Annotated in this window: 10 protein-coding genes and 1 tRNA gene; 9 read left to right on the plus strand and 2 right to left on the minus strand. The window is 71.2% G+C overall.

Annotated elements, in window-relative coordinates:
- The first annotated feature begins 24 nt into the window (after window positions 1-24).
- The 9 genes from recF to RWE79_RS20030 all read left to right on the plus strand — a co-directional run bounded on the left by recF (window position 25) and on the right by RWE79_RS20030 (window position 11,160).
- Window positions 25-1,167, plus strand: a complete 1,143-nt coding sequence (recF, locus tag RWE79_RS19990) for a DNA replication/repair protein RecF (RefSeq protein WP_475941429.1) — start codon at window positions 25-27, stop codon at window positions 1,165-1,167.
- On the plus strand, window positions 1,164-1,700 hold the full coding sequence (locus tag RWE79_RS19995; protein ID WP_475941430.1) for a DciA family protein: 537 nt from the start codon (window positions 1,164-1,166) through the stop codon (window positions 1,698-1,700). Before recF ends, RWE79_RS19995 begins: the two co-directional genes overlap by 4 nt.
- Window positions 1,701-1,945: 245 nt before the next feature.
- The gene (gyrB, locus tag RWE79_RS20000; RefSeq protein WP_475941431.1) at window positions 1,946-3,982 is read left to right on the plus strand and encodes a DNA topoisomerase (ATP-hydrolyzing) subunit B; all 2,037 of its coding nucleotides are present in this window, start codon (window positions 1,946-1,948) and stop codon (window positions 3,980-3,982) included.
- A 51-nt stretch (window positions 3,983-4,033) separates the two neighbouring features.
- Window positions 4,034-6,628, plus strand: a complete 2,595-nt coding sequence (gene gyrA, locus RWE79_RS20005) for a DNA gyrase subunit A (protein ID WP_475941432.1) — start codon at window positions 4,034-4,036, stop codon at window positions 6,626-6,628.
- 3 nt (window positions 6,629-6,631) lie between these two features.
- Window positions 6,632-7,402, plus strand: a complete 771-nt coding sequence (locus RWE79_RS20010) for a DUF3566 domain-containing protein (protein ID WP_475941433.1) — start codon at window positions 6,632-6,634, stop codon at window positions 7,400-7,402.
- 48 nt (window positions 7,403-7,450) lie between these two features.
- Window positions 7,451-7,524: transfer RNA gene (locus tag RWE79_RS20015), tRNA-Ile, on the plus strand.
- 162 nt (window positions 7,525-7,686) lie between these two features.
- Window positions 7,687-7,827, plus strand: a complete 141-nt coding sequence (locus RWE79_RS20020) for a DLW-39 family protein (protein ID WP_018559211.1) — start codon at window positions 7,687-7,689, stop codon at window positions 7,825-7,827.
- Between the two features lie 145 nt (window positions 7,828-7,972).
- Window positions 7,973-9,892 (plus strand): vWA domain-containing protein, encoded by a 1,920-nt coding sequence (locus RWE79_RS20025; RefSeq protein ID WP_475941434.1) that lies wholly within the window; start codon window positions 7,973-7,975, stop codon window positions 9,890-9,892.
- Between the two features lie 2 nt (window positions 9,893-9,894).
- Entirely contained in the window at window positions 9,895-11,160 is a 1,266-nt protein-coding gene (locus RWE79_RS20030) for a hypothetical protein (protein ID WP_475941435.1), read from the plus strand.
- A 7-nt stretch (window positions 11,161-11,167) separates the two neighbouring features.
- On the opposite strand, the gene RWE79_RS20035 is transcribed toward RWE79_RS20030, so the two are convergent.
- Window positions 11,168-12,454, minus strand: coding sequence for a serine/threonine-protein kinase (locus tag RWE79_RS20035; RefSeq protein ID WP_475941436.1), 1,287 nt, complete (start codon window positions 12,452-12,454; stop codon window positions 11,168-11,170).
- 71 nt (window positions 12,455-12,525) lie between these two features.
- On the minus strand, window positions 12,526-13,074 hold the full coding sequence (locus RWE79_RS20040; RefSeq protein ID WP_475941437.1) for a helix-turn-helix domain-containing protein: 549 nt from the start codon (window positions 13,072-13,074) through the stop codon (window positions 12,526-12,528).
- Window positions 13,075-13,089 lie beyond the last annotated feature (15 nt).

A 13,089-nucleotide genomic window follows, 5' to 3' on the forward strand; every position in this document is an offset into this window, starting at 1 on the left:
AGCGGAAGGAGGCCGGCGCACAGCATGCATGTCGCGCATCTCTCCCTCGCCGACTTCCGCTCCTACGCCCGGGTCGAGGTTCCGCTCGATCCGGGCGTCACCGCCTTCGTGGGGCCGAACGGGCAGGGCAAGACCAATCTCGTCGAGGCGGTCGGCTATCTGGCGACCCTGGGCAGCCACCGGGTGGCCGGCGACGCGCCCCTGGTGCGGATGGGCGCCGACCGGGCGATCGTGCGGGCCGCGGTCGTCCAGGGCGAGCGCCAGCAGCTGGTCGAGCTGGAGATCAACCCGGGCCGGGCGAACCGCGCGCGGATCAACCGCTCCTCGCAGGTGCGGCCGCGCGACGTCCTGGGCATAGTCCGCACCGTCCTGTTCGCCCCCGAGGACCTGGCCCTGGTCAAGGGCGATCCGGGCGAACGCCGACGGTTCCTGGACGAGCTGCTCACCGCCCGCGCCCCGCGCCTGGCGGGCGTCCGCAGCGACTACGACCGCGTGCTCAAGCAGCGCAACACCCTGCTGAAGTCGGCCGCGATGGCCCGCCGCCACGGTGGCGGTTCCGGCGGCGGCGGTTCGGCACTGAGCACCCTCGACGTGTGGGACCAGCACCTGGCCCGGGCCGGTGCCGAACTCCTGGCCCACCGTCTCGACCTGGTCCAGGCCCTGCAGCCGCTGGCCGACAAGGCCTACGAACAACTGGCACCCGGCGGCGGTCCGCTGGCCCTGGAGTACCGGGGCTCGATCGGTGAGCGCATGGCCGGCGCGTCCGGGCGCGAGGAGCTGTACGCGGCCCTCATGGAGGCCCTGACCGAATCGCGCAGGCAGGAGATCGAGCGCGGGGTGACGCTGGTCGGGCCGCACCGCGACGACCTGGTCCTCAAGCTGGGGCAGCTGCCCGCGAAGGGCTACGCGAGCCATGGCGAGTCGTGGTCGTTCGCGCTGGCGCTGCGCCTGGCCTCGTACGACCTGCTGAGCGCCGACGGCGGTGAACCGGTGCTGGTCCTGGACGACGTCTTCGCCGAACTGGACGAGCGGCGCCGCACCCGGCTCGCGGAGCTGGTGGCGCCGGGCGAGCAGGTGCTGGTGACGGCGGCGGTGGACGACGACGTACCGGGTGTGCTGGTGGGCGCCCGCTACGCGGTGGAGAACGGTGCGGTGGAGCGGGTATGAGCGACCAGAACATCCCGGAACAGCCCGCGGCCCCCGAGGTGTCCGGCGTGGACCTGGCCCGGGTCGCGTTGCGCGCGGCCAAGGAGCAGGCGCGCGCCCGTGGTGCGGCGGCGCAGCAGAAGAAGCAGGCCAGGCGCGGCGGCCTGCGCAGCGGCGCCCGCGCGGACGGGCGGGATCCGCTGCCGCTGGGCGCCGCCATCAACCGGCTGATCACCGAGCGGGGCTGGGAGGCCCCGGCGGCCGTCGGCGGGGTGATGGGGCGCTGGCCCCAGCTGGTGGGTGACGACATCGCGCTGCACTGCGAGCCGCAGAAGTACGACGAGGACGCCAGCGTCCTGACCGTGAGCTGCGATTCCACGGCCTGGGCGACGCAGCTGCGGCTGCTCGCTCCCACCCTCGTGGCCAGGCTGAACGCCGATCTCGGCCATGGCACCGTCAAGATGATCAAGGTGCTCGGCCCGGCCGGACCGACCCGTTCCTACGGGCGGCTGCGGGCGCCGGGCAGCCGCGGTCCGGGCGATACCTATGGGTAGTGGGGGGTTGACAGCCCGAAGCCCTGAGTGCCCGCGTGAGCGGTTTTCGGACCGGGTCCGCGTGTAGGGAGTCGCCCGGAGGCGCATTAGGTCGGCACATGGGAACTCAGGTACCGGCAAAGCCCCATCTATGTCGGCGCTACCGGTAGACTGGTAGCTAACCGCCCACCCCGGCCTCCGGCACGGGGGACCCCAGCGGAACATGTCGAACGACGCAGCCGCTCCCGCCGTGCGAGAGACGGCTAGTGCTGTGCCAGAAAGGGCGCTTCGTGGCCGATTCCGGCAACCCCAACGAGATCAATAAGTCCACAGCAGCCGGCTCCGACGTGCCGTCCAGCGGCTCGTCGTACGACGCCAGCCAGATCACGGTCCTCGAAGGCCTGGACGCGGTGCGCAAGCGCCCCGGTATGTACATCGGCTCGACGGGCGAGCGTGGTCTTCATCACCTCGTCCAGGAGGTCGTCGACAACTCGGTCGACGAGGCCCTCGCCGGTCATGCGGACACCATTGATGTGACGATCCTGGCCGACGGCGGCGTGCGCGTGATCGACAACGGCCGCGGCATCCCGGTGGGGATCATCCCCTCCGAGGGGAAGCCGGCGGTCGAGGTCGTGCTGACCGTACTGCACGCCGGCGGCAAGTTCGGCGGTGGCGGTTATGCCGTCTCCGGCGGTCTGCACGGTGTGGGCGTCTCCGTCGTCAACGCGCTGTCGAGCAAGGTGGCGGTGGAGGTCCGGACGGAGGGTTTCCGCTGGACGCAGGACTACAAGCTGGGTGTGCCGACGGCTCCGCTCCAGAAGAACGAGCCCACGTCGGAAACCGGCACCACGGTGACCTTCTGGGCCGACGGTGACATCTTCGAGACCACCGAGTACTCCTTCGAGACGCTGTCGCGGCGCTTCCAGGAGATGGCCTTCCTCAACAAGGGACTGGCCATCTCGCTGACGGACGAGCGCCCCGAGCACGTGGACGAGGAGGGCAAGCCGGTCTCGGTCCGGTACTACTACGAGGGCGGCATCGTCGACTTCGTGAAGTACCTCAACTCGCGCAAGGGCGAGCTGATCCACCCCACGGTGATCGACATCGAGGCCGAGGACAAGGACCGGCTGCTCTCGGTCGAGGTCGCGATGCAGTGGAACACCCAGTACAGCGAGGGTGTCTACAGCTTCGCCAACACCATCCACACCCACGAGGGCGGCACCCACGAGGAGGGCTTCCGCGCGGCGATGACCGGACTGGTCAACCGCTACGCGCGCGAGAAGAAGTTCCTCCGGGAGAAGGACGACAACCTCGCCGGCGAGGACATCCGCGAGGGTCTGACGGCGATCATCTCCGTCAAGCTCGGCGAGCCGCAGTTCGAGGGCCAGACCAAGACCAAGCTGGGCAACACCGAGGCCAAGACCTTCGTCCAGAAGGTCGTCCACGAGCACCTCACCGACTGGCTGGACCGCAATCCGAACGAGGCCGCGGACATCATCCGCAAGTCGATCCAGGCGGCCACCGCCCGGGTCGCGGCCCGCAAGGCGCGTGACCTGACCCGTCGCAAGGGCCTGCTGGAGACGGCGTCGCTGCCCGGCAAGCTGAGCGACTGCCAGTCCAACGACCCGTCCAAGTGCGAGATCTTCATCGTCGAGGGTGACTCGGCCGGCGGCTCGGCGAAGGCCGGCCGTAATCCGCAGTACCAGGCGATCCTCCCGATCCGGGGCAAGATCCTCAACGTCGAGAAGGCGCGGATCGACAAGATCCTGCAGAACACCGAGATCCAGGCGCTGATCTCGGCCTTCGGCACGGGCGTGCACGAGGACTTCGACATCGCGAAGCTCCGCTATCACAAGATCATTCTGATGGCCGACGCCGACGTCGACGGGCAGCACATCAACACCCTGCTGCTGACGTTCCTGTTCCGCTTCATGCGCCCGCTGGTCGAGGCCGGGCACGTGTACCTGTCGCGCCCGCCGCTGTACAAGATCAAGTGGGGCCGGGACGACTTCGAGTACGCGTACTCCGACGCCGAGCGCGACGCCCTGATCGAGCTGGGACGCCAGCAGGGCAAGCGCACCCGCGAGGACTCGATCCAGCGCTTCAAGGGTCTCGGCGAGATGAACGCCGAGGAGCTGCGGATCACCACCATGGACGTCGACCACCGCGTCCTCGGCCAGGTCACCCTGGACGACGCCGCGCTCGCCGACGACCTGTTCTCGGTGCTGATGGGCGAGGACGTCGAGGCCCGGCGCTCCTTCATCCAGCGCAACGCCAAGGATGTCCGGTTCCTCGACATCTGAGTCGGCCCCCGCGCGATCAGCAGCCGCAGCTCGAAAGGACTTTGACCAGCAATGGCCGACGAGACCACCCCAGCAAGCCCCGAAGACGTCCCCGGCATCCCCGCCGAGGGCGAGACCGTCCTGCGCATCGAGCCGGTCGGCCTCGAGACGGAGATGCAGCGCAGCTATCTCGACTACGCGATGTCCGTCATCGTGTCGCGTGCGCTGCCGGACGTCCGTGACGGTCTCAAACCGGTGCACCGCCGCGTCCTGTACGCGATGTACGACGGCGGCTACCGGCCCGAGAAGGGCTTCTACAAGTGCGCCCGCGTCGTCGGCGACGTCATGGGCACGTACCACCCGCACGGCGACTCCTCGATCTACGACGCCCTCGTACGCCTCGCCCAGCCCTGGTCGATGCGCATGCCGCTGGTGGACTCCAACGGCAACTTCGGCTCCCCGGGCAACGACCCGGCCGCGGCCATGCGTTACACCGAGTGCAAGATGATGCCGCTGTCCATGGAGATGGTCCGCGACATCGACGAGGACACCGTCGACTTCACGGACAACTACGACGGCCGCAACCAGGAGCCGACGGTCCTGCCGGCCCGGTTCCCGAACCTGCTGATCAACGGCTCCGCCGGTATCGCGGTCGGCATGGCGACCAACATCCCGCCGCACAACCTGCGCGAGGTCGCCGAGGGCGCCCAGTGGTTCCTGGCGAACCCCGAGGCCACCCCCGAGGAGCTGCTCGACGCGCTGCTGGAGCGCATCAAGGGTCCGGACTTCCCGTCCGGCGCCCTGGTGGTCGGCCGCAAGGGCATCGAGGAGGCGTACCGCACCGGGCGCGGCTCGATCACGATGCGCGCGGTCGTGGCGGTCGAGGAGATCCAGGGCCGGCAGTGCCTGGTGGTCACCGAACTGCCGTACCAGACCAACCCGGACAACCTCGCGCAGAAAATCGCCGACCTGGTGAAGGACGGCCGGGTCGGCGGTATCGCCGACGTGCGCGACGAGACCTCCAGCCGGACCGGCCAGCGCCTGGTGATCGTGCTCAAGCGCGACGCGGTGGCCAAGGTCGTGCTGAACAACCTCTACAAGCACACCGATCTGCAGTCGAACTTCGGCGCCAACATGCTGGCCCTGGTCGACGGGGTGCCGCGCACGCTGTCCCTGGACCTGTTCATCCGCAACTGGGTGGCCCACCAGATCGAGGTCATCGTCCGGCGGACCCGCTTCCGCCTGCGCAAGGCCGAGGAGCGCGCGCACATCCTGCGCGGTCTGCTCAAGGCTCTGGACGCGATCGACGAGGTCATCGCCCTGATCCGGCGCAGCGACACCGTCGAGATCGCCCGCGAGGGCCTGATGGGCCTGCTCACGATCGACGAGATCCAGGCGAACGCGATCCTGGAGATGCAGCTGCGCCGGCTGGCCGCCCTGGAGCGGCAGAAGATCGTCGCCGAGCACGACGAGCTGCAGATCAAGATCAACGAGTACACCGCGATCCTGGCCTCGCCGGAGAAGCAGCGCTCGATCATCAGCGAGGAACTGACCGCGATCGTCGACAAGTTCGGCGACGACCGGCGCAGCAAGCTGGTGCCCTTCGACGGTGACATGTCCATCGAGGACCTGATCGCCGAGGAGGACATCGTCGTCACCATCTCGCGTGGCGGCTATGTGAAGCGTACGAAGACCGAGGACTACCGCTCGCAGAAGCGCGGCGGCAAGGGTGTGCGCGGCACGAAGCTGAAGCAGGACGACATCGTCGACCACTTCTTCGTCTCCACCACGCACCACTGGCTGCTGTTCTTCACCAACAAGGGCCGGGTCTACCGGGCCAAGGCCTATGAGCTGCCGGACGCCGGCCGTGAGGCCCGCGGCCAGCACGTGGCGAACCTGCTGGCCTTCCAGCCGGACGAGCGGATCGCCCAGATCCTGGCCGTCCGCGACTACGAGGCGGCGCCCTACCTGGTGCTGGCCACGAAGTCGGGCCTGGTGAAGAAGACCTCGCTGAAGGACTACGACTCCCCCCGCTCGGGCGGCGTCATCGCCATCAACCTGCGCGAGACCGACGACGGCGCCGAGGACGAGCTCATCGGCGCGGAGCTGGTGTCGGCCGACGACGATCTGCTGCTGGTGTCGCGCAAGGCGCAGTGCATCCGGTTCACAGCCACCGATGAGACCCTGCGACCGATGGGGCGCGCGACGTCCGGTGTGAAGGGCATGTCGTTCCGTGAAGGGGACGAACTGCTCTCGATGAATGTCGTGCGGCCGGGTACTTTCGTCTTCACCGCCACCGATGGCGGGTACGCGAAGCGAACCAATGTGGACGAGTATCGCGTCCAGGGTCGTGGCGGGCTCGGTATCAAGGCGGCGAAGATCGTCGAGGACCGTGGCTTGCTGGTCGGGGCACTGGTGGTGGAGGAGACCGATGAGATCCTCGCCATCACCCTCGGCGGCGGTGTGATCCGTACGCGGGTCAACGAGGTCAGGGAGACGGGCCGTGACACCATGGGCGTCCAACTGATCAACCTCGGCAAGCGGGACGCCGTCGTAGGCATCGCGCGCAACGCCGAGGCGGGTGCGGAGGCCGAAGAGGTCACCGCCGCCGATGAGCTCGAAGACGCCGAGGGCGCGCAGCCCGCGGTCGCCGATTCTGAGGAGTAAGCCGTGAGTGGAGCCACGGGTGCCGCGGGCGGGACGGGCGCCGAGGGAGGCCAGCCGCTGCCGGCTGCCCTGCCCGACGCGCCCGGCGGTGCCCCTGGCTCGCCCACGGGCAGCGGCCCGCAGCAGGGGGGAAGAACCACCGTGACCGACACCCGTCCACCGCACCACCAGCACTCGGTGCGCCAGCAGACCTACGGCGGCGGCCTGCCGTCGTCACCGCCGGAGCCACCCGGTGTGCTGCCGGCCGGCCAGCCCGGCGCGCCGGCGGCTCAGCCGGCGCAGCCCGTACAGCCGCCACAGGCCTATGTGCCGCCGTCCGGTCCCCCGGAGAAGGCCGGCGTGCGCAGGCCGCGCCCGGCGGCCCGTACGGGCACGGGCACCGGCGCAGGAACCACCGTCCCGCGCACGCGCAAGGCGCGGTTGCGGGTCGCCAAGGCCGACCCGTGGTCGGTGATGAAGGTCAGCTTCCTGCTCTCCATCGCGCTGGGCGTCTGCACCATCGCGGCCGTCGCCGCGCTGTGGATGGTCCTGGAGGGCCTGGGGGTGTTCTCCACCGTCGGCGGGACCATCAGCGAGGCCACCGACTCGGGCACGGGCGGCGGCTTCGACCTGGAGTCGTTCCTGTCGCTGTCCCGGGTGCTGACCTTCACCTCGGTCATCGCGGTCATCGACGTCGTCCTGGCCACGGCGCTGGCCACCCTGGGGTCGTTCATCTACAACCTGTCCGCGGGCATGGTGGGCGGCATCGAGCTGACGCTGGCGGAGGACGAGTAACCGATTTTGGGACATGGCCCCGGGTGCGCTAATCTTTCAACGCAGCGCGGGGCTATAGCTCAGACGGTTAGAGCGCTTCCCTGATAAGGAAGAGGCCACAGGTTCAAGTCCTGTTAGCCCCACCGCGTGGTGGGAACGGCTCGTACGGATCAAGATCCGTACGAGCCGTTTCCTTATCCGCACTGTGGAAGTTGGGCGGGTGGCAGGTCACCGTTCGATATCGACCGGTGTGTATAGTCGGGCCCGTCGAAGGACCCCCAACGCAAGAAGGACGAGGTCGCGCGGTGAAGAAGTTTCTCCTGGTCGCACTGGCCGCCATCGGCGGTCTCCTCGTGTACCGCCAGATCCAGGCGGACCGCGCCGAGCAGGACCTGTGGACGGAGGCCACGGACTCCGTGCCGGCAGGTTCCGGTGCCAGCGTCTGAGACGCCAGGTTTTCCAGGAAGCCCCGACCGCTTGGCGGTCGGGGCTTCGCTGTTGCCGGACCGTGACGGACAACCGGTTGAATTTGCTCTCGCAAATCAATAGCTTCGCGGTAGCAAACGCGGTGTGAGGGGGAGGGAGCGGCAGATGCGAGGACGGTGGGTCGCGCTGGCCGGCGGGCTGCTGCTGGCGCTGGTCGCCGGGCCGTCGGGCCCCGCGCACGCGGCGGGGACGCCCCAGGACAGCCTGGTGATGGTGCTCGACTCCTCCGGGTCGATGGCCGGTGCGCGCATGACGGCCGCCAGGAAGGCCGTGGGCGACGTGGTGGACACCCTGCCCGACGGCTATCCGACGGGGCTGCGGGTCTACGGCGCCGGCAAGACGCACGGCTGCGACGACACCTCACTGGTGGAGCCCGTGCGGCCACTGGACCGGGCCGCGATGAAGAGGGCGGTGGCGGCGGTCCGGCCCAGGGGGGACACCCCGATCGGGCTGTCGCTGCGCAAGGCGGCCCAGGACCTTCCCGAGGGCGGCCGGGGGACGATCCTGCTGGTCTCGGACGGCGAGGACAACTGCGGCGACCCGGAGCCCTGCGAGGTCGCCCGGGACCTGGCGGACTCAGCGGGCGGGGGCACCGCCCTGCGCATCGACACCGTGGGCTTCCAGGTGCGCGGCACGGCCCGTACGCAGCTGGAGTGCATCGCGGGCGCCGGGCACGGCGCCTACTACGACGCGCCCGACGCCGCCGCCCTGGCCCGCCAGTTGGAGCGGGCCTCCCGGCTGAGCGCGGACGCCTACCGGGCCGAGGGCGAGCACGTCACGGGCGGCACGAGCGCCAAACGGGCGGCGACCCTGCGGACAGGGCAGTACGTGGACACCATCGGGGCCGGCGAGACGCGCTGGTACGCGGTCGGGCTGGACGCGGTGTCGGCAGCCGACCTGGCGGTGACGGCGGTGCCGCCGGCGGGGGTGCGGGTCGCCTACGGGGACGGGATCGAACTCGGGCTGCGCACGACCGGCGGCTACGCGTCCACCTGCGACAGCGCGTCCGCGCACTTCGGGCAGGACGAGGGCGCGATGGTGCTCAGCACCGCCGTCAGCCGGGTGCCGAGCGCCGAGGGCGGCGGGACGTGCGACAAGAAGGGGCGCTATCTGCTGTCCGTGCACCGCACCAGCGAGGCGGCCTCCGACCGGGCCCGCTGGACGCTGGAACTGCGGTACGCCGAAGAGCCGCCGCTGGCCACCGGCGTCACCCCGGCCCCGGCCGCGACGGTGTACGGGGACACCCCGGCCGCGATCACCGGCGCGCCCCGGGAGGTGACGGGCGGCACGGGCTTCAACGACGCGGTGAAGGTCGGGCGGGGCGTGTGGCGGGACAGCCTGCTGCCGGGTCAGACCCGTTTCTACAAGGTGCGGGTGGGCTGGGGACAGCGGCTCGACTACACGGCGGAGTTCGCCAACGAGCCGGTACTGAAAGGCTCTTCGGCCTCGGACTGGTCCTTCGTACGGACCGCGGCCTACGGGCCGCAGCGGCTTCCGGTGCGGGACGCGTCGGGGGCGACGGAGCAGCGGACCTACTTCGGCAAGCCGTTGTCAGTGGGGCTCGGTACGGTTGCGGTGACGTGGACCAACCGCTGGGTGAGCGGCGGCGCGGCCCCGGCGGTGCACAGCGCGGGCGACTACTACGTCGCGGTGTCGCTGGGTCCCGGGGCGGCCCGCCTCGCGCGGAACGCGGCGGTGGGGGTGGTGCTGCGGGTGAATGTGACGGGGACGGAGCTGGCCGGGCCCGTACGGCGGCCCGGTCCGCCGGCCCGGCTGGTGGTTCCGGTACTGGCCGGGCCGCAGTACAGGGCGCCGGCGGCGAGCGGCGGGGGGCCGGCCGGCCGGAGCCCTTCCGTAGCGGCGGATTCGGTGAAGGCGGGGGACACGGCTGTGGCGCACGGGGGAGGATCGGTGACCGGGAACGACCTGATCGCGGCGGGCGCGGGCGGCGCGGTGGCGCTGGCGGGCCTGGCCGTGGTGGCGGCCGTGCGGCGACGCGGCCGTGCGGACGGGGGCGGGACATGAGGGTGGGCAGGGCACTCACGGTGGTCGTGGCGGTGCTGGCGACGGTGGCCGGCCCCGCGGGGGCCGCCTGCGCGGACCCGGGAACGCCGGTCTACCGGACCGCGGGCAAGCCGGTGAAGGGCCAGGCCAGCAGCACGGACGCCCCGACGATCCAGCCGGGGATCTACACCGACACCATCGGCATGGGCGCGGGGCAGAAGAAGTACTACGGCGTGGATCTGGACGACGCCTCCAGCGCCTTCGTCTCGGCGGTGGCCGCGCCCGCACCGGGTACCCAGGTCGGGTACGCCGACGGCATCTCGGTCTCGCTGCAGGACATCAACAGCAACTCCTGCAGCCTCGGCGGCGACGCGTCCTTCGGTTCCGGCGAGTTCGCCCGGCCGATCGCGGACTACGCGAGCCGCCGGATCGTCAAGGACGGCCCGTGCCAGAAGGCCGGTCACTACCTCTTCGTGGTGGAACGTGACAGCGCCGCGACCTCGGACCAGGGTGCCTGGCCGGTCGAGATCCGCTTCATGCTGGAGCCGGGAGTCGAACAGACCGCCACCACCCCGCCCGCGGCCGGGAGCTGGAGCTCGGCGACACCCGCGCCCCCCAAGGCCACCCCCGAGCGGGTCGGTGGAGGCACCGGGTTCAACGACGCGACGGAGCTCGGCACCGGCGTCTACAAGGACCGGGTCACACCCGGGAAGGCCCTGTTCTACAAGGTGCCGCTCGACTGGGGGCAGCAGTTCTTCGGCACGGCCGAGTTCGGCAACTCCCAGGTGACGCGCAGCGCCGCCCTCGCCTCCGGCGGCATCCGCATGGACCTCTACAACACCGCCCGCGGAGCCGCCGGTTACGACTCCGTCTCCTACAGCGGCGAGGCGGCCTCCGTCGCTCTGGGCACGGCCCCGGTCGCGTTCGCCAACCGCTTCGACAGCGCCGCCGCGGTCAGCGCCATGCGCTTCTCCGGCTGGTACTACCTGGAGATATCGCTCAGCCCGGCGGTCGCGGACTTCGTGGACGGTGACGTCGGCTTCACGCTGCGGATCAACGTCAAGGGCGCGGCCACGTCCGGGCCCTCGTATCTGAGCGACCCGGCCCGGGCGGGGTTCGGGCTCGGCGCTGACTCCTCGGACACAGCGGGCGGGGCGGGCCCGGGCGGCGGCTCCGCGTTGCGCGCGGCGGGCTTCGCGGCCCTGGGGGCGGGCAGCGTGCTGGTGCTGTCGATGGCGGTGTGGACGCTCGCCGCCCGCAGGCCGGGCACCCGGGACGCGGCCGGGTAGACCCCGCTCAGCCCGCCGCCAGCGCCCAGATGCCGAAGGCGAAGCACAGGGCGGCGACGGCCAGTACCGGAACCACCAGCCGGGCCGGCGGACCGGGCCGCCGTACGGGCACGGGAGCGGCCCCCTGCGCGAACTCCTGCGCGGACCCCTGCGCGGGGGACGCGGGGACCGGCGGCGCCGTGTAGGCCCGGGTGGCCGGGGGCGCGGCGGGCGCCTGGGTCGGCGGTGTCGGCACCGGCGCGGGCCCGTGGGACTGCGCTTGGACTGCCCCGGCTGCCTCGCCTGCCCGCGCCGGCGGGGTGGCCGGTCGCTCCGGGACGGGAACGGACAGCGGCGGCGCGAGGCGGAAGCCGCCGGTCTCCTCGGCGGAGGCCGGGCCCGCCACCGGGCCCGCCACCGGGGCCGCCTCGAACGGTCCCGCCGGGCCCGCCGGACCGAACCCCTCGGGCAGCGGGCCGACCTGGTCGAAGACCTCGACCGGCTCCTCGTCGACGCCGGGCTCCGGCAGCAGCTCCACGGCCGCCGCCAGCGCCTTGCGGGCCCCCGTCGCGGTACGGAACCGGGCGTCCGGGTCCGGCTGCAGCAGGCTGCCTATCACCTGCCACATCGGGTCGGGCACGCCCAGGGGCGCCCGGGGCATGCCGTGCTCGTACATCGCGAAGATGCCCTGCTGGTCGGGCTTCTTGCCACTGAGCAGATACAGGGCGACCAGTCCGGCGGCGTACAGGTCGGCCGGGAAGTCCGGCTCGGCACCGAGCATCTGCTCCGGCGCGAAGTAACCGGGCGTGCCGACCACGTAGTTGGTCTCGGTGAGCCGGGGCTCGCCCTTGCGCATCGCGATGCCGAAGTCCGACAGGCGCAGATGCGGCTGCCCGGTGCCGGTGGCCTCCAGCAGGATGTTCGCCGGCTTGATGTCGCGGTGCACCACGCCCTCGGCGTGCACGGCGGTCAGCCCGGCCAGCAACTGGTCCAGCAGCAGGCACACATAGCGCGGCGGCAGCGGCCCGTAGTCCCCGATGACGTGCGACAGCGAGCCGCCGCGCACCAGGTCCATGGTGAACAGCACCTTGTCGTCGTCGGCCGCCCAGCTGGCCGGGGCCAGCACATGCGGATGGTCGATGCGCAGCGCCTGCTCCCGGACGAAGCGCAGCAGCGAGTGCGCGTCGCTCTGGAGCAGCACCTTGGCCGCGACATAGCGGCGGCGCCGCCGGTCCCAGGAGCGCCACACCGCTCCCGCCCCGCCGCGCCCGATCGGGTCCACCAGTTCGTACCGGCCCGCGAAGACCTCACCCATGGCCTGCGTCCGCCCCCTGCTCCGTGCCTCGGTCGTGCTCGGTCCTGGTCGGTCCTGGTCGGTCCCGCCGGTCAGTCCTGGTGCGCCTCGAAGTGCGCGACCGCGTCGTCGGTGCGCCCGGCGCCGTACACACGGAGGAACTCTGCCAGTTGGGGGTGGCCCGGGGCGAGGGAGTCGGCGGCCCGGTTGACCTCCTCGGCCGACGCCACCGACCGCAGCAGCGACTGGATCTCCCGTACGACCCGCCGCGCGGGCGGCAGCCGCTCGCCGGAGGAGGTGCTGTGCGCGGTGTTGAGCAGCGAGGATCCCTCGGAGTGCCGGATCTCCTCCATGCGCGCCGTGGTCTGTGCGGCGGACAGGTTCTGGTCCGTGACCTGTCCGGCCAGTTCCTGCAGGGCCTGGAGACGCTGGGCCACCGCCGGATTGCCGATCTTCGCCCGCTGCCCGCTCATCAGCTGGGAGAGCATCGGCGCCGACAGCCCCAGCACGGCCGCCAGCCGCGACTGGTTGAGCCCCAGATCGCCGATCAGCCGCCGGAACAGGTCCCCCAGCGGCTCGCCGTACCAGCTCCGCTGCAGCTCCTGGGCCCGTACGGTGGCGTCCTGCGGCGTTGTCTCCATATGCGCTCCCGGAAG

Source organism: Streptomyces sp. RLA131, from assembly GCF_056270125.1.